The sequence below is a fragment of the uncultured Bacteroides sp. genome (genome assembly GCF_902491285.1).
GTDB lineage: Bacteria > Bacteroidota > Bacteroidia > Bacteroidales > Bacteroidaceae > Bacteroides.
Genome location: NZ_CABUHK010000003.1, coordinates 16849 through 35412, shown reverse-complemented (window position 1 = coordinate 35412; position 18564 = coordinate 16849). Strand labels below are relative to the sequence as shown.

10 protein-coding genes are annotated in these 18564 nt (G+C 41.0%); 2 read left to right on the top strand and 8 right to left on the bottom strand.

What is annotated here, in order from left to right; all coding sequences use genetic code 11:
* Positions 1-5: 5 nt before the first annotated feature.
* The 8 genes from RDN93_RS01315 to RDN93_RS01280 all read right to left on the bottom strand — a co-directional run bounded on the left by RDN93_RS01315 (position 6) and on the right by RDN93_RS01280 (position 15847).
* Complete coding sequence (locus RDN93_RS01315; RefSeq protein ID WP_308743874.1) at positions 6-2435, bottom strand: polysaccharide lyase family 8 super-sandwich domain-containing protein; 2430 nt, start codon at positions 2433-2435, stop codon at positions 6-8.
* A 43-nt stretch (positions 2436-2478) separates the two neighbouring features.
* A complete protein-coding gene (locus RDN93_RS01310; protein ID WP_308743873.1) occupies positions 2479-4752 on the bottom strand; it encodes a DUF4955 domain-containing protein in 2274 nt (757 codons plus the stop codon).
* A 124-nt stretch (positions 4753-4876) separates the two neighbouring features.
* Positions 4877-6817: a PL29 family lyase N-terminal domain-containing protein gene (locus RDN93_RS01305; protein ID WP_308743872.1), complete on the bottom strand. Its 1941-nt coding sequence runs from the start codon at positions 6815-6817 to the stop codon at positions 4877-4879.
* Positions 6818-6846: 29 nt separating this feature from the next.
* The gene (locus tag RDN93_RS01300) at positions 6847-7731 is read right to left on the bottom strand and encodes a PL29 family lyase N-terminal domain-containing protein (protein ID WP_308743871.1); all 885 of its coding nucleotides are present in this window, start codon (positions 7729-7731) and stop codon (positions 6847-6849) included.
* Between the two features lie 11 nt (positions 7732-7742).
* Positions 7743-9641 carry a PL29 family lyase N-terminal domain-containing protein gene (locus RDN93_RS01295; RefSeq protein ID WP_308743870.1) on the bottom strand — a complete coding sequence of 633 codons (1899 nt, stop codon included), beginning with the start codon at positions 9639-9641 and terminating at the stop codon, positions 7743-7745.
* A gap of 19 nt (positions 9642-9660) precedes the next feature.
* Positions 9661-10779: a DUF5017 domain-containing protein gene (locus RDN93_RS01290; RefSeq protein WP_308743869.1), complete on the bottom strand. Its 1119-nt coding sequence runs from the start codon at positions 10777-10779 to the stop codon at positions 9661-9663.
* A gap of 42 nt (positions 10780-10821) precedes the next feature.
* Positions 10822-12633: a RagB/SusD family nutrient uptake outer membrane protein gene (locus tag RDN93_RS01285; protein WP_308743868.1), complete on the bottom strand. Its 1812-nt coding sequence runs from the start codon at positions 12631-12633 to the stop codon at positions 10822-10824.
* 34 nt (positions 12634-12667) lie between these two features.
* Entirely contained in the window at positions 12668-15847 is a 3180-nt protein-coding gene (locus RDN93_RS01280) for a TonB-dependent receptor (RefSeq protein WP_308743867.1), read from the bottom strand.
* Between the two features lie 147 nt (positions 15848-15994).
* Here RDN93_RS01280 and RDN93_RS01275 point away from each other — a divergent pair, with 147 nt between their 5' ends.
* Together RDN93_RS01275 and RDN93_RS01270 are read left to right on the top strand one after the other, a co-directional pair.
* Positions 15995-16933 (top strand): tRNA-dihydrouridine synthase family protein, encoded by a 939-nt coding sequence (locus RDN93_RS01275; RefSeq protein ID WP_308743866.1) that lies wholly within the window; start codon positions 15995-15997, stop codon positions 16931-16933.
* A 56-nt stretch (positions 16934-16989) separates the two neighbouring features.
* On the top strand, positions 16990-18201 hold the full coding sequence (locus tag RDN93_RS01270) for a DcaP family trimeric outer membrane transporter (protein ID WP_308743865.1): 1212 nt from the start codon (positions 16990-16992) through the stop codon (positions 18199-18201).
* Positions 18202-18564 lie beyond the last annotated feature (363 nt).

The window sequence follows — 18564 nt, the reverse complement described above, 5'->3', positions numbered from 1 at the left end:
TAACTCTATTTATTCACTAATGATACATATGCCGGACTGCCTTCGGAAAGCGTAGTTTTCAGAATCGTATTTCCGCGACTGTTCCTTTCTAATGATACCTGCAGGTCTTTATCTCCTGCTTCTACAGTCCATTTTCCTTTCAATTCTATCGAAACTTGTGTGGGAGTCGGCTTCCAGTTATTCTTTGCAATCGTTTCCGGGCGAAGATTCGGGTTACATAAAGCCAGTTCCAGCTTCTTTCCTGTTTTATCCGGACGTTCCATCACCAATAGTTCAGTTTCGGAACCACATACTACACCGGCAGACAGATGAGAAGCCGGCGCAAAGAATGCGTAAGCTGTCGTAGCCGAAGGAAGATGCTTAATCACATGCACGGAGTCCTGTGCGGTAACAACCTTAAAGATACGCTCTTTTTCCTGCTGCGCTGCAAGCTCCTTCATCTTTTCGGGAGTCGTGGCCGGAACAACCATAAACTGATAATTCTTCTTCCCGGGTTTCACTCCGTGGTGCAAATAAGCTTTTGCGGCAACTTCCTTACCGGATTCGACAGCCATTCCTACTGATGCAGGAGTCGTTTGTTCTTCATGTTTAATAATCAGCTTGTCATGCCCCTTCGGTATAAAATATCCGGTAGTAGTAGGAGCCACCATCCAGGCCGGAGCCTGTGAATCAATCACTAGTTCCTTGCCTTTCTCTATTTCCTTGCCATCTACTATCAATAGTTTACAGTCTTTTGAAATAATAGATTGGAAAAGGTTTGTGGCAGTAATCCATTCGTTGGGATACGTACCTTTTGCCGAGATATCTGTCCCTAAACTAAACAGCATGCCATCAATAGCAAATACAGACTTGCAGAATGAGAGATTGGTGGGTTCAAAACGACGGCTTCCCCAGCGGTCATCCTGGTCGAAAGCTGACGCAAAGATGCCACAATCTTTCCAGGATAAGGCACCTGCAAAGTGGGTAGTAGTCGATTTCTGATCGAAACGGTCAGTATCATTCTTATTAGGCATCATCTCTTTCCAGTCAGTATAGTGTACGGTGGTACTTCCCGGCATCATATTCCAGTCCCAACCTGCACTTTTCTTCTTTTTATCCGCAGGATAACCGCATTTCGACAATCCGCCTTCATAAAGGATTTCCAGTGTTCCATGACTTTGGTATCTGCCAAAGCGGTTCGTTTTACTGTATATCTCTCCTCCCCAAAAATTAGTAGTCGGGCAACGCATGACGGCTACCCAATTATCCTGCCTATACACTCCGGCAGGACTATAATTGAACTGATAGAAGCCATCTGCATTCAGTTCGGGAGCGTCCTTATATTTCTTTGTCTTATAGAAATAGTTATAATAAGCAGCCAGTTCCTTATCATAAGGTATGCCAAGTATATCTGCTCCTACTTCAATCAAGGTTTCAAAAAGCTGCTGCGAGAAATTCACATCCAGCCCCGTAAAAGGGTGTCTTCCTGCCATACTATTCGCATAATAACGATCCTTATCAGAATTTGAGCGAACGGCCATCAAATAAACACTGACTACCGCTTTGCTCATCCGTTGATATGCTTCCTTTTCTATGCGGAAAGAAGTACCTTTCAAGCGTCCCATATACTCCACCCAGGTCTTATAAGAGTACATATATCCATTATAATGGGTATTATGATGGAATCCGGTACCATCCGGCTTCAGCACATCATATCCGCTGGGACTATATTGTGTACATGCGGACAAAAAGTGTGAGAAAGCAGATAAGTCTTTGATTGCCTGTTCCTCGTCCGGATTATGAACAGCGCAGACAAACAGATGTGGGACGACATTATAGATATAATCCGAATTAACTTTTTGCCTGATTTCTTCGTCTCTAAGATTTAGCTGGTCTGCTTCCAGCAGGTTCTGAACTGCTACTATCAACCGGCTTTTCCGCATATCGTCACATACAGGTAACGCACTTAATAAGTCAGCCGGGACTTTACGGACATCGTTATAATTACTATACTTATATTTGGGAATACTCTCTATAATATTTTGAGAAAACAAGTAATCCAAAAACAGGAACAAGTCCTTCTTCGCTGCGCCACCGTCCTTAAATGCCGCAAAAGCCAGGGCACGTACCGTCTTTGCGATATCTCTTCCCTGCTGAAGTGTGATTTTGTCTTTGTTCAGCAATGAGCTCCCTGTGACGGTCGTTGCGTTCACTCGTTCCAACTGGTACATTTGTATCTGTATCAAAGCAGCTTCTACCTCATTGGGATTAGCTTTCGGAGCAGTAAGTTTATACTTTTTCCGAAATTCATTCAGTTCCTTCTTTTTTATGGAAATATCAGATTGTGACATTTCTGCTTGCATACGAGTAACTGAACATGTGCTTGCTGCACCATGAAGTGGTATTCCTACCCCACCACATAACAAGAATAAGCAGATCAGGTTTCTTAATTTCATAATCAATCTATTATTATAAGGGTTGTCATTAAATGTCATGTGCTTACTTCAGTTCTTTTAGCCAGTCGGGGACAAAGCCCAAACGTTTCTCCAACTGTGCTTCGTAAAGCGATTCAGGCTCTACGGGAGTGCCATGGCTTTCATCCAGTTTCACTTGTTCCTGCACAAAATTCAGCGGATCACCATGGAAACCGACAATAATCGGCGGAAGGAATTTCCATCCTTTAAAGCCAATACGCCACCAATCGAACACACCGGCAGGAGCAGAATTTCCGCTTGCCACACGTGATCTTTCCGAATACATATTCCAAATTGTGAGATCGTCAAGATGATTGGGAAGCTGGTCATAGTCACCACCTTGGCGGAATTGCATGAATCCTCCCCTGCAGGCATCTATCAGCGTAGCACGCGGTTGTGTGGCATGCGACTCAAAGCAAGCGTCTTTTCCCCAATGTACACGCCAGATAACGGCTCCCATACTTGGTTTTGATACTCCACAGGCATGATATTGCCCGGCACCTTCTTCACGGATATTCCTGTCATCTATCAATAAACCATTCGTACGGTCTGTCACCTTACCGATGAACACACGCGAAGAACCGGCGGAGCGGATGGCAGAGTGTCCCCGGTTACCATCTATGGTTATATTGTAGGCGGAGATATTAGCACTGTTTGTTATAGAACTGGCTTCACTGACACTCGTAAATTTGACACGACGCATCCAAGAGTTAGTTAAGCGGGTCATATCCACAGGTTTGTATGCGCCATCATCTTCCCAGGTTCTATGATGCTTGAAATCATCTACAGCATTTCCCACAAAAGCAAGATCCTCTACTCCCACTTCCTCATAATGAGGATATTGGTGGATTTCCCACCCCCAACGTGCTTCTACTTCGTGCATGATGGGTTCTTTGAAAGTGATACGATTACCGCTTTTTGCAATAATCTGATGAAAATCCTGAACCCTTACGCCGTTTTCTATGATATTAACCATAGTTGCTTCTACAGGATAAGGAGTCAACTCTTTATTCACAAGTTCCGGGTCATTGTTCAACAGATAGAGACATACCCAGTCACCTGTATTCAGCATAGTAGCATCGGAAACTTCTACTGTATGACTACCTTTGGCAGCGTCAGCCGTTACATCACATAGTTTCTTTAATCCTGAATTATGCTTAATCTCAAGCAAAGTCGGCGATGAGTACATCACTTCCTTACTATCCGGCAAATTGGGCGTTTCCATAATCAACTTAGTCTTATCCGGGCCGTCGCCTTTAATAACGAAGTATCCGCCGTTAATAGGAATACGGTAGCTCGTGTTGTTTCCCTTACTATCTGTAGCATATGTTTTTCCGGCTTCGGGTTCTCTCATTCCGTTGTCGTCTTCACTGTGCAAAACATATTCTCCTGCAGGGAAATAAATAACAATACGTGCAGTCGGATTATTACCGTTTTTATCACCGTCACGGGTCATTTTCTTCTCTTTCAGAATATCTATTAAGGCTTCCCGGGCACTCATCTTCTTCTCTTCCATACGCTGTTTCACGTTCATCACTTCATATCCTAGTGAAAAGCCATCCGGTGGTGCTACTTCTCCATGTTTATATCCGGCATAGGAGAAGTCGAGTAACATATTATCGTCGCTGTTCATCAGGAATTTCTTCCAGGCAGGTGTAGTGTTGCTATTATGGGTAGGAAGTGTCAATGAGCTCTCTCCGATACGGGGTTTCAGGACAATTATGCCCGTTTCTTCATTCAAAGTGGCTGAACGGTAAAGGGAGAAGTTTTTGGCTGTTTTTCCAGTCAGGAATGGAACTGGAGAATTACTTAGGCGTTTCCACTGATAGCCGTTATAGGAAACTTGCCAATAGCCGTCCTCTCCTATTCCTATCATGGGGGTAAAAACTGCTTTTCCGGTTTTATTCAGGGCGGAAGCTGGATTGCCTTGCAAGTCTGTCAGGAGATAAGAAGCACCTTCTAATTGATAGATCCAATAACCTTCTTCATCAATGCCCAACAGAGGAATATCTTTATCTTCGGCAGTTTGGGCATACACATCTGCTATTTGCTGATTGCTCAATTGCAGTTTGTAGTGTCCTTTCTCGTCAGAAGTATAATCTACAATCTCTACCTTATTTGCCAGCATGGCTTGATAGGCAGAAATATTTGTATTGTATTGGGTGATAAGTTCCGTTATTTGTTCTGGTTGATCGGGGATGGGATTGTTGTTTACCACTTCATCGTCAGAGCAGGAAGAGAAGGATATATTAACAGCTAAGATAAAAGTAGTGACAGTAGCGTATAAATTCAGTTTCATGCTTTTCATATTTTAAATTCAAATCTATTGATAAGGCGAAGAATCTACCACTATATACTTAGCACCAAAGATTCTTCGCCTTATTCCATACAATATAATCAAGAAATCACATTATTATCTTCATTTATTCAATGTCCGAACCATATTTTCCTTTATAAGTATCATTCAGAATGAATGTACCAGCAGCAAAGTCTGTACTTACAAAAGGAGAGCCTTTCAAAGGAGTTATAGCATTTGTTATCCCTGAAGGTGTACCGTTACCACCTCTAAAGAATAACCATTTTGCTCCACTCTCGTCAAACACAATATTATCCTCAATCTTTGTCTTGTCTGATGGAGTCGATGATCCCGCCTTAGAACTAATCCAGTTGCAGCCACCATTCCAAGCTCCACCATTCCATACTATATTCTTAGCCAATAAGCTCTCATTACTCGGGATTCCTTGAATATATCCTTGCGTAGAGTTCGGAACAACGTTGACAAATGTATTTCTTTCAACAAGGAAAGTAATATTCGTATTAGCATAAACTAATAATTTCAAATCAATGGTTGTAGCCGCATCTTCAGCATAAAATACATTATTTGTTATCTGAATATTTGAATTAATAAATGTCGCATTATTAGGATGGAAATTAATAATTCTCGTTTCGGCACTGCCATTCGTCAATGAGAAACGACATGAATTAAGTATAAAAGTCTTAATAGAGGTAGTAGTGTTACTCGTAGAAGAAATATTGAACAGTGCACGATTATTCCCTGCTTTACCTAATTTAATAATACAATCATCCATAGCCAAGTATTCGAACATACAAGTTCCGGTTCCTTCTAAAGTTGACAAATAATTGGCATTTAATGTGCCGTCAATAATCAAACCTTTGCACAGAAGACCTGTTGCTGTCGCATTTGGCGAGTTAAAAGCAAAGAACTTGCCAGCTCCCATTTCTACCGTTGCTCTCTTATCCGGATTATTATTAATCAGAATAAGATAATCTTGTATGGCCATTTTTGCAGTAAGGCTAATATCTGCGTCAATGAAATAAACCTTATCTGTTGTAAACACAGTAAAACTACCTGCATTATCTTCAGATATTAATTCCGCATTCGGATAATCATACTTATTAATAACTAAATTTCCAACTCTAATATCCAACCCGGCTTGATATTCTGCCCAGTAGCTATTTATTGTTGTTTTAGCCTTAATCTGATCCGTAGCAGTATTCACTCCATGAGTCACCTCTACTACGATCACACATTCGCTTGCTGTAGAAGGCGGGGTTACAGTTACAGTAACTTCTTTCGCACCAGTCACGTATGGCAATATCTTTGCATTCCAGTCTGTTGGAGCATTCACCCGTACTAAATCTCCTTCAACCAAATTTACTTTTACAGTAAAAGAAGATGCTGTTCCTCCTGCTACCATCCAAAAACCGTTAGTCATAGACTCCGGAGCATTAATAGCACATTCCAGTCCTTTTATAATAGGAATAAGATGTTCACTCCCATCATTCAGAGTAACCTTAAAGTTGTCTCCTTCTACTATCGCAGCTTTGATAGGATTTGTTTGGCTATTTGTTCCTTCGGCCAAGCCGTTTTCCAAAACACTCCAAGTGGCTTCGTTGTCATAGCTTACCCACCAGTATTTTTTTCCTCCATCTGCCGGATTAGCTTCAATCTTAAATTTAGGGGTAATTGATGCGTCGTCTCCATCTTCTGCTTTGGCACGCAAACCTGTATCTTCTCCACCTATAAACCAGTTTCCGTTTTCACCGATTTCAATAGAAGGATAATTACCACCGGTTGCACCCGGAGTTAAAGTCAATGTTTCACCATTACTTAGAGTTAGTGTATAAGTATCACCATTAACAGAATAATCCGTAATAGTCTTGTTACCATCCAACAGCACACGAATGATGTTCATTTCATCGTTTAACTGCTGAACCTGTGCTTCGAAATTCGCCACACGGTCTTTTAGAGCATCAATGTCTCTTTCCTGGTCGTCTGTGTTGCATGACACAAAAGTCAATGCCAACAAACTGAATAATATGAATGATTTATAGAATTTCATAATAATTTCTTTGCTTTTATTAGTTCGACTTATTCACTAACCGTCACTTTCAACGGTTTAATCAATCTATATCCTTCTTTAGAGAATATCTGGAAATAAACAGTATACTCGCCCGCTGCTACTCCCTTCGCGCTAATCGTTAAATTATCGGATGCAGCATCAGTCAGATTTACCTTCAAAGGAGTTTGGTCGATAATGATATTGTCAACATTGGTCGACGTTGCAGTTATGGTTATGGAACTTGCTTTGGCTACTGTTACGGAAGTAAGTTCTCCCGATACGTTTGAGAAAGCCAGATTCAAACCACCCAATAAAGGTATGGTCGTAGAACCGTCAGCAAAACCAAAAGTCATATTATTACCCTCTACTGTGACACTTGAGAATATGCCACCTGGAATTTTCTCAATATTTGCAATATTATAACGACCTTCTATGCGCTGTACTTCGCCGCCTTCAATGGTATAACACCAATAGCCGTCCGAATCAATTGATATGGTCGGTGTCTTTCCGTCTTTTCCGTCTACCGGAACAGCCGGACAGGGATTGCCATCCTTATCTGTCAATTCTTTTGTTTCTCCATTAAGAGTGTATGTCCAGTTACCTGCGTCATTAACACCAAGTATAGGAATTTCTCCGGCAGGTTGACCACTATAGATAACTAACTTTTTACCATCGCTCAATGTGAGGGTATAATTCCCCTTCTCATCCATTGAGTAGTCAGTTATAAGAACGAGTCCTTTCATTGCGTCCTGGAAAGATTTAATGCCTGTGTTCAAATCTACAAGATCATCTTCCAAAGCATCCAAACGGGCATTCAGGTCGTCAATATCTTTACGTATATCATCCTTATCATCACACGCTGTAAAGATGATGATGGGTAATAAACAAATTAATAGTATCAATATCTTTTTCATAATTCTTAGTTTTAGCGTTGTGCACCATATTGAGTATAACCATCTTTAGGTATAAAGATACCTGTTGACTTATTAAAGGTAGCAGAATTATCCGTATCAAACAACCCTCCTACAAGTTCAACATCAGGATCAATAGCAGTATTTTGGAACATACGAAGCGGTTTTCCTGCCTTAGAATACCCAAAATTAGCACCGCTATTCAGATTCTTCACTATAGCGCTTGCACCGGTAAAGAAATATGCAGCTTTGGCAGCATCCGATAGCCAATATAAGTTATCCTTCACAGTGGCTTGTTCTACACTGTTTGCTCTTACAAGTCCATAAACGCTATTACCGGAAGATTCAATATCAATCAATGTATTAGCTGTCAAATTCAGGTTTTCGACTGTTAAATTATTACCATTAAATATCTTGAACTCTGTTAAACCGTCACTGAGAGAAGAATAAATAAGGTTGTTGTCCAAACTAAGATTTTTGCAAGTCATCTGAGTCAACAAATACAATCCAACACCTGATATCGCAAGATTAATATCAGAATTACTGATAACAAAGTTATCTATAGAAGCAACAGTAATTTCAGAACCTCTCATGACAAGTCCTTTAGTTGCAACTAAGTCATTAATCTTACATTGATCGAAAACAATATTTATATTATCCTCTTTCACAACTCGCAATGGATAATGATTAGTAGTGTTGCTCAAAGTAACATTTTGGCATACAAATGTACCTTTCAGAAATATCTGCTTGGAGACTGCCAAATTTATCGTAGTTACATCCACCGTAGTCGGAATAATAATTAATTCTTCCACTCCTGTATTTCCCAAAGCATAAGTCAGCGTTACATTATTGGTAGATACAAAATATACTCCACCTTCTGATATAGCTTGATCTGAAGTAATTTCTGTCGCTGCTCCATAGGTCTCTTTATTGATTTCCAATCCACCTACAGTGACAACCAGTCCATCTTCATATTTATTCAAATTATTGCTATAATCTTTCGGATTCTTCACCTTAATCTTATCAACAGCCCAATACGCTCCTTTTTGAACTTGAACAGTCACATCCGTAGTGTTATCAGCCATAGCTCTAGTCAATGCCTTAACATCTGCAGCAGGAGCAAAAATTGATAATTGATAGTTGTTACCTTGTTCATCAACTTTATCTAGTTTACTCAAAGTGGCTCTCCAGCCTTGCGGACAGGTAACTTGTGAATTTTCGCCTTCTATCTTAACAGGAACAATTGCTCTTTCTCCCTTATTAATAACCAAAAAGTCTTCATCATCCAACGCAGACTTATCAATAACGCAAACCAGTGTTGCTACAATGGGAAGTGTATGTATACTACCATCTTTTAAAGTCACTACAAAGTTATTGCCATCAACTTTGGCAGATTCAAAGATTTGGTCACCCAAGGAACTTCCACCGGCAATACCTTCGCCACCGGGAACATTCGCCCAAGCACCATCACCGAAACGTACTTGCCAGTTACCGTTCTCCACACGAAATTCCGGATAACCTTCACCGTTCTTACCATCTTCTCCCACAGCAACGATTCCTGTAGGATTACCATTTATGTACCATTTGCCATCCTCACCGATTGTTATTTCCGGCTCATTAACCGTTCCTCCCTTACCAATAACGAGAGACAATTGTCTATCATCACTCAAAGTGATTATATATTTTTCCACTCCACCCTCTGTGACAGTCTCAACCTTACTAACTGTCTTATTCTGTGGATCAAGAATATAGCCGATTACAGCCAAATTATCATTCAACAGCTTCACCTGTTCTTCAATAAGCGTCACCCTATCCTTCAGGTTGTTCACATCGTCTTTCAGGTCGTCCAGCGTACAACCGGTAACGGTAAAAAACATCAGGACGAAAAGTATATACGATTTTATGTACTTCATAATCTATTAGTATTTAAAGTTATTCTGTTACATTAATAATCAACTCACAAGTCTTGGATGCCGCATGCGCATAATTGGAATTATTCATCAGGAATGTAGCAGTATACGTACCCACTTGATTATAAGTATAAGTGTAAGAGTTCAATTCCTGAGAAACATCTTTCACCTTCACTCCCGAATCCGGTGACGGACATTCAAGCAGATTCAAATAATCAGAAACAAGCCAGGTATATTTCCAGTTGGAACCGGTAGCAGCGCCAGTGACAGCAAAGCTACCGTTTGCTATACTACTCAAATTCCACATACCTGATACACCCGTTGTAACAGAACCATATTCACGGTCTTTTGGCATGTTAATTTCAGCCTGATCTTTAAATACTGTCTTATTCTTCATATTTAAAGGAGTAAAGCCAAAAGAAGAAGCATAAGCAGTTGTTACACGACCGTTTTTCCAAGTAGTTTCAACACGCATACCTACGAAATTGAATGTTGACTGGGGAATAGGATCGCCACTACTATAAGGAGGAAAGTCAGATGACTTTTTCCCGTCCTTATTGAATGCAATAGCCAATGTCAGCTTTTTACCTATAAACTTCTTTACCGATTCACTATAGTTCAGCGCATTGGCTGCACTACCCAATACTGAAGTTGGCAATTTTGTCCGTGGGATAAAGGTTTTCCATACTGTAGTTTTCTCTACTAAAACAGAATCAGCCTCAAAATTAGTCTTACTCATCCCCGGAAAAGCCGTACTATTCTCCGAATCTGTTTCCTGTTCTTCCGCCAAATATAGTATATCCAACTGATTCGTGCATGAATTTGCATTTCCCGTCGCTGTCCAAACACCGAATTTCAGTTCACATGATTCAACATCTTCCGCGGAATATTCCTTTCTGTCCCGGTAAATATACTGATGTCCGAGTTCACCACTAAAGAAAGATACATAATCCGGATCACCATGAAGAAGGAATTCAACAGGAGTTCCCTTTTTTACAGTCAGTATGTTTCCCTCGTATCTTACATTTTCGTTGGTTGCCACCCTTACGCTGACATCCGTCAAGTCCCGATCCAGTTCTTTCTCACAAGATGTGAAGTAAAGAACTCCCAAACTTACTAATAACAATTTATATATTTTCATCGTCCTATTCTTTTCTTTAATAATTTAATAGACTCAAGGTGATTACCAACCCGGATTATTATCTGTAATCAGTTTATTCACTGCTTTTTCAGCATCCGGAATGGGGAAATACTGATAAGCGGAAGTCACGCGGTAGAATGGTGCTACCTGAGAACCCTGATTCCAATGAGTGCCACTCAGTGCCAGGTCAACCTGTTCATTCATCTTCTCCACAAACTCTCCCCAACGAATCAAGTCGAAACGACGGGTGTATTCAAAGCACAGCTCCATGGCACGTTCATCTTTTATCGCGTTACGGAAAGCAATCTGCGAATTAAGAGAACCTGTATGATCTGTGATTCCTGCACGGTCGCGTACTTCCTTCAGGCAACGCTTAGCCAAATCTGTCGGATAGCCCTGATACTCATTTTCTGCTTCTGCCACCATCAACAATACATCCGAATAGCGAAGAATGGGAAAATTGATAGAGGTAAAATTCTTATTTCTCTTGGTAGCAGGTTCATACTCACGACGGAATTTTGCACAACACAAGTCTTTTCTTACCTTGTCTGCGGCAACCGCTTTCTTATAAACATCTCCTCTTTGGCTTGTCTTATTTACAAATTCCTTACCTTCATCCGGGCCATCATAATCATAAGATTTTTCTCCATACCAACCCGCACCGGTTACCAATTCGTATAATTCCTTGCTCTCAAAAGTTCTTCCTACAATTCCGGTTTTACCTTTAATACCTGCGTCAGCATCAGCGTCCAGCGCACGATAGGTGAAAGGTGCTATGTTCCAGGTGAAACGTTTCTTATCACCATTCTTGGTATACAAATCATAAAGTTTCGGTGTAGCCCAAAGGAATCCGTAAGAATATCCCGGATCGGCTTTTCCTACCAAACTGGATTGAGAAGAGAAGTCCGAACATTGAAGTCCAATCGTATTTCCGATACGACCTTCCGAGCGTACATCTCCCGTACCGTCACCGGCAAACTCAACTTCCCAAATGCTTTCATTAGAACCGGTTGTATTGTATTTGTTCGAACACATATCAATGAATGTATCCCAATAATCATCAGCAAGGTCATGTCCTTCCGCCATTACTTTCTGTCCGAAGAAGCTGGCACGTTCGAAATAAGAGTTTGTTTCGGCAGATGCCGGTTTGCCGTCACGATAATGTTCGCCTGCCCAAAACAGATAAACACGTGCCAGGATTCCCCATGCAGCCGACTGCGAAATGCGACTGGGCTTATAACCCAATTCATTGGCAGAAAGCAGCCCTTCATCAGCAGCTTCTTCCATTTCTTTCACAATAAACTTATAAATTACATTCTTGTCGGTACGGGCAATATCTTTATTGGTTACCGTGCCTGACGAATAGGTAGATTCCAGTTTCAAAGGAACATCTCCCCAGCATTGCACCAGGTTAAAATAGTAGAATGCACGCAGGAAACGCGCTTCCGATTTAAACTGCGCACACTTCTCAGCACTTATCCCCGGTACTTTATCTATTTCTTCAAGAAACATGTTAGTACGCTCAATACCATTGTATAAGTTAGCCCAAAATTGTGTGACAGCCGCGTCACTGGTTGTCGTATTATTACAGATTAATCCTGTATTGGAAATACGTCCGGTAGATCCGCCGTAGAATTCCAGGTCGTCACCGCCTACGAGTACCATATAATCGCCACCATAAAAAGTAGATTGCGCCAAGTTCGCATAAGCTCCGGTCAGAAAGTTCTGAGCCTCCGTTTCATTCTGGAAATAGTTTTCTGGAACAATCTTATATGGTTCCTTTTCCAAAAAGTCACACGACGCCATTGTACATGCAGCTACAAAAGAAAGGAATACTATTTTTATCGTTTTCATAATTTCTTCTTTATATCTATCATTTCAAATAATATTAAAATCCTAAATTAACTCCAAAATTGACTGCATAAGCTCTCGGATAAGCAGAATAGTCAAGTCCCGGTGTCAAGGCGCTGTTACGGATAGAAACTTCCGGGTCATAACCGGAATAACCGGAAATTGTCCAAAGATTCTGTCCTGCCACATAAACACGGGCATTCGAGATTCTCCACTTTTTAATCACCTTCTTGGGCAGAGTATAGCCTATACTCAGCGTCTTTAGGCGAAGGAAAGAACCATCTTCGATGACACGTGAAGATACCACCTTGTTAGAACTGGAGTTCTTGGCAACTGGAATATCGCTATACGGATTCTCCGGTGTCCAGCGATCAGCATAAGTTGCATACTGATTCAGATTACGCGAATTATTGACGTTTTCGAAGAATAAACGGTTAGCATTCAAGATATCATTTCCATAAGACCACTGGAAGAAGATACTCAAATCGAAGCCTTTGTATTCGAAATCATTGGTGAAACCACCAGTATGAATAGGTAAGCCACGTCCGATCATAGTACGGTCATTGGAATCTATGACACCATCGCCGTTCAAATCTTTATATTTAGGCATACCGGGTTGCGTATTGCTCTCACTGGAGTAGTAAGGAACACCTGGATGTAATACATATGTATCACCTGATTTATAGAAGTCCTCATACTTGTAAGTTCCTTCATATTGATAACCATACATCATACCCATCGAATAACCTTTCTTTGCAATATATGTAGGTTGTGTATTGTATGCCTGATCAAAGTAAGCAGAAGTCAACAAGGATTTCTGACCTTCGGCAAGTTCCAATACCTTATTCTTATTGAATGCGATATTGAAGTTAGTGCTCCATTTGAAACCGTTCTTATTGTAGTTTATCGTATTCAAGGTAAATTCCACACCAGAGTTACGTACCTTGCCCACATTCTTCATGGCACTCTTGAAACCTGTTGTATAAGACATGTCCGCATCCAAAAGCAAATCACGAGTTGTTTTCATATACCAGTCAACATTCACACTGATACGTTCGTCGAAAAAGCCTAAATCCAGACCAACATTCCATTGTTCGGTCGTTTCCCATTTCAAATCTTTATTTGACAAGGCGATAGGTACCATACCGACACTATTCTGGTTGTTTTCAAACGGATAAACTCCTGACGGAATATTATTTGAAGATGCTTTCAGCATTCGCAGCAAAGCATAAGCTTCATATTCACCTACGCGGTTGTTACCTGTCAAACCCCAGCTGGTACGCAATTTACCATTGGAAACAACAGATTTGAAATCTCGCATGAAGTCCTCTTCGCTAAAGTTCCAGGCCAAGGAAGCCGAAGGGAAGAAACCATACCGATTCTTTTTAGCGAATTTGGAAGAACCATCAGCACGGAATGATGCTGTTGCGTAGTATTTAGACAGATAATTATAGTTCACACGGCCTAAGTAAGACATCATAGACCACGATGACTTCTCGGAACTGGTAGTACTTGGAATACCTTCACTCATACCGGCCATTCCCATAGATTCATTCGGAATATTGGTAGTCTTGAAAGAATAGTACTCGTAATCAGAGTTTTGGAAAGTGATACCAAGCAATGAATTAAAGAAATGCTTCTTCTTTATATTAGTCTGATAGGTCAGGACGTTTTCGTTCAACCACGTCAGACGTTGGTTACGAACAACCTGCGCATTGACTTTATCTGTAGAAATCGGACTACCGTAACGTGTTTTTGAATTATTGAATGTATCATTGTTACGGGCATCGTAAGTATAACCGCCTGAAACTTTCAGTTTCAAACCTTTTATAAACTCGTATTCTACGAAACCGTTCAACTGAAGATTATTGGTGTAGTTCTTGCGATATTCATTCTTCAATGACATAATCGGATTGAAACGATAATCATTAGTCGGTTCTACGGAAGAGTCGAGTGCATTGTCCATCAATGTATTCAATGGAACATCCGGCTCTGTAACTGGGCGATATCCCCATACACTATAGAACAAGTTATTCATACCGCTGGAGGAATATAGAGAGGTAGAACTACCTGTCTGAATAGCACGTGAATAGTTGGCAGTTATACTCATATTCAGTTTACCACGGCGAACCACTGTATTCATACGTGTCTGGAAACGCTTATAGTTTGAGTTCAGAACGATACCATCCTGGTCGAAATAAGAAGCCGAAGCATTATAACGAACGCCTTCCGTACCTCCCATCAAACTTACGTTATGGCTCTGCTGCCAGGCAGTACGAAATATTTCGTCTTGCCAATCATACTGCGGAACACCACGATAATCATCCAATGTCCATTGCTTACCTTCATATTCTTTCAGATAATTCTTTTGTGTATCTGCCGGGAACATCTCATTCTGCAACTTCACAAACTCATATGCATCCAGCATCGGAATCGTATTGGTTACTTTTTGCACACCGAAACTTCCATCATACTTCAGTTGCGGTTTTCCTACCTTACCTTTCTTAGTGGTGATAATAACGACACCATTGGCACCACGTGCACCATAAATGGCAGTAGCCGAGGCATCTTTCAATACTTCAACAGATTCAGCATCCGAAGTGCTGATAGTAGCTGCGATAGCAGGGTCTTCCACCGGGAAACCATCAATCACATACAATGGTGAGTTGTCCTGTGTCAAAGAGTTGTTACCACGGATTACGATGTTCATCGTTCCACCCGGCATACCTTCGCCCGAACTAACATTCACTCCGGCAATACGTCCACCCAAGGTTTGGTCGAACGAAGACGTTGGAGTTTTGAGCAAGCCTTCCATATCGACTTTTGACACAGCGCCGGTAAGGTCTTTCTTCTTGATTTCCTGATAGCCTACGATGACTACTTCATCCAGTGTCTTTGTATCTTCTTTCAGCACAACAGACATAGGCTTAGATGCATCGGCTGGCACTTCTTGGGTTATATAACCGATAAAAGAGATGACAAGAGTGGATTTCTTGTTAGGAACATTTAGTGAGAATTTGCCGTCAAGGTCTGAAATTGTACCTTGAGTGCCTCCTTTGACCTGGATGCTTGCGCCAGGCACCGATTCTCCAGTTTGGTCAACGACTGTACCCCGTACAAGTACTTGGGCCAGTGCCACAGAGAATGAAAATAAGGCTAACAGTAACATACTGAGACCTCTCTTCCATGAAAGATTAATTCGGAATTCGGGTTGCATACTATTCGTTTTACATTTAAAATTAGATTTGTCAATGCGCAAATTTAAAAACTCACAGCCTACTTTACCGGCCAAAATTATTCAATTATGATACAAAAACATACATATAAAAATATATTCGGTGTATCTTTGTGCAAAAATAACGTAATGCAAGACTTACCCATTCACTTTGCCCCGCTACAGGGGTACACAGAAGTTTTTTACCGCAATGCCCACGCCGCTTGTTTCGGTGGCGTAGACACTTATTACACCCCATTTGTCCGAATCGAGAAAGGCGAGTTCCGCAGCAGGGATGTCCGAGGCATCGAACCGGGAAACAATCATGTGCCCCACCTCGTCCCTCAGTTAATAGCTCCGACAGTTGAAAAAGCGGAAGCGATTCTCTCCCTTTTTATCGAGAAAGGATATAAAGAAGCGGATGTAAATCTGGGCTGCCCCTTTCCAATTTTAGCAAAGCGCCACAATGGTTCCGGCATCCTGCCTTATCTCAAAGAAGTGGAAGCACTGCTCAGCTTGGTTCGGAAGTATCCGCAAATCAGTTTCTCCATAAAAATGAGATTGGGATGGGAAAATGCGGCTGAATGCCTCAAACTAGCTCCTATTATTAATGAACTGCCACTGCGGCAAGTCACGATGCATCCCCGTTTAGGCAAACAACAATATAAAGGTAAGGTAGACCTTAAAGGGTTCGCTGATTTTCAAGATGCTTGCAAACATCCTATTATTTATAACGGAGACATAAACAGTCTGGAAGATATTCAACAAATTCAGGACAAGTTTCCTTCATTAGCCGGAATTATGATAGGACGCGGGCTACTCGCCAATCCGGCGTTAGCATTAGAGCATAGACACGGACGCGCTCTTAGCTTCGATGAAATGGTACAAAAATTGCAATTGATGCACAAAAGCGTATACACGGCATACGCAGAGCAGCTTGAAGGTGGAGACGGACAGCTCCTAAACAAAATGAAGACTTTTTGGGAATATTTATTGCCAAATACAGAAAAAAAACTATTGAAAGCGATTCATAAAAGTACAAGTCTGAACAAATATAATCAGGCTGTCAATGCCTTTTTTAATCAATGATAAGCTGATAATCGGAATTTTATGTAATTTTGCGCCCGTTTATAAACAAGCACATTATGAAAAAATACATTCTATTATTTATTTGCCTGATAACTGTTTCGAGCAGTTTTGCACAGATGAAGGATTTCAAGTTCAAATTCTACGGACAGATTCGTACTGACTTTTATTATAACAGTCGTGCCAACGAAGAAACCGTAGACGGGTTGTTCTATATGTATCCCAAAGACAAGGTACGCGATCCGGACGGAAACGATTTGAATTCAACGTCAAACAGTAATTTCTATACGTTATATTCACGTTTGGGAGTAGACGTTGCCGGTCCTAAACTAGGAACAGCCAAAACTTCTGCTAAAGTAGAAATTGACTTCCGCGGCACAGGTACTTCTTATTCAGTAGTACGCCTTCGCCATGCTTATCTCAACTTGGATTGGGGCAAATCAGCTTTATTGCTCGGACAAACCTGGCATCCGTTGTTCGGAGATGTTTCGCCACAGATTCTTAACCTTTCGGTAGGAGCACCTTTCCAACCGTTTAGTCGTGCACCGCAGATTCGTTATCGTTATACAAACCGTAACTTCCAACTCACGGGAGCTGCCGTATGGCAATCCCAGTATTTGTCTCAAGGACCTGCCGGAAAAAGCCAGGAGTATATAAAGAAAGGCTGTGTTCCTGAAATTTATATTGGGGCAGATTACAAGAAAGATGGTCTATTAGCAGGTGTAGGTGTTGAGTTGTTATCATTAAAGCCACGCACAGTCTCCACAGAAGGATATAAAGTAGACGAACGCATCACAACTCTTTCTTACGAAGCTCATGTGAAATACACGAATAAGAACTGGTTTATTGGCGCAAAGAGTGTATTAGGTTCCAATCTTACACAAGCGTCCGGTCTTGGCGGATTCGGCATTAAATCTATTAATGAACGCACAGGAGAACAGAAATACACTCCAATACGTTTTTCAAGTTCTTGGCTGAATGCCGTTTACGGGCAAAAATGGAAACCGGGAATCTTTGTCGGCTACGCAAAGAATTTAGGAACAAGCGATGCATTGGAATCAGAAAAGCTATATGGTACAGGAACAAACCTTGACCAATTAGTTACAGCAGGAGCTGAATTGACATACAATGTACCTCATTGGAAATTTGGTTTGGAATATACTCTAAGTTCGGCATGGTATGGTTCACTCAAACATTCTAACGGAAAAATTATAGACACTCATGCTGTTTGCAATAACCGTATCGTAGCGGTAGCTATGTTTATGTTCTAAGACGCATCTCTACATAGTTTTTTTGTACATTCCTATTGTCACTTTGGGTAGCTAAACGACACATTATCAAGAAGTAAAAATGGCAATAGATAGCAAATAACAAGGTGACAATAGAATGTCCTTCTCCATTCTATTGCCACCTTTACTTTATTCGCTTCCGTCCTAAAAGTTTCAACCCCATTTGAAACTATTTGTTTCTCGGCGTGAAACACTTTGTTTCAGTGCTTGAAACACTTCGTTTCTCGGTGTGAAACACTTCGTTTCAAACAGTGAAACAAAAAGAACCAATATTTGAAACAATATTTTCTTCTATTTGGAACAACATTTAAGTCCGAGGCTTCACACTCTGTTTATATTGAATCC

Bases quoted from the DNA above. Each gene is read 5' to 3' on its own strand.
- RDN93_RS01275 (WP_308743866.1), top strand. From the start codon at position 15,995: ATGCAAGACTTACCCATTCACTTTGCCCCGCTACAGGGGTACACAGAA.
- RDN93_RS01310 (WP_308743873.1), bottom strand. From the start codon at position 4,752: ATGAAACTGAATTTATACGCTACTGTCACTACTTTTATCTTAGCTGTT.
- RDN93_RS01295 (WP_308743870.1), bottom strand. From the start codon at position 9,641: ATGAAGTACATAAAATCGTATATACTTTTCGTCCTGATGTTTTTTACC.
- RDN93_RS01270 (WP_308743865.1), top strand. From the start codon at position 16,990: ATGAAAAAATACATTCTATTATTTATTTGCCTGATAACTGTTTCGAGC.
- RDN93_RS01285 (WP_308743868.1), bottom strand. From the start codon at position 12,633: ATGAAAACGATAAAAATAGTATTCCTTTCTTTTGTAGCTGCATGTACA.
- RDN93_RS01290 (WP_308743869.1), bottom strand. From the start codon at position 10,779: ATGAAAATATATAAATTGTTATTAGTAAGTTTGGGAGTTCTTTACTTC.
- RDN93_RS01305 (WP_308743872.1), bottom strand. From the start codon at position 6,817: ATGAAATTCTATAAATCATTCATATTATTCAGTTTGTTGGCATTGACT.
- RDN93_RS01315 (WP_308743874.1), bottom strand. From the start codon at position 2,435: ATGAAATTAAGAAACCTGATCTGCTTATTCTTGTTATGTGGTGGGGTA.
- RDN93_RS01300 (WP_308743871.1), bottom strand. From the start codon at position 7,731: ATGAAAAAGATATTGATACTATTAATTTGTTTATTACCCATCATCATC.
- RDN93_RS01280 (WP_308743867.1), bottom strand. From the start codon at position 15,847: ATGCAACCCGAATTCCGAATTAATCTTTCATGGAAGAGAGGTCTCAGT.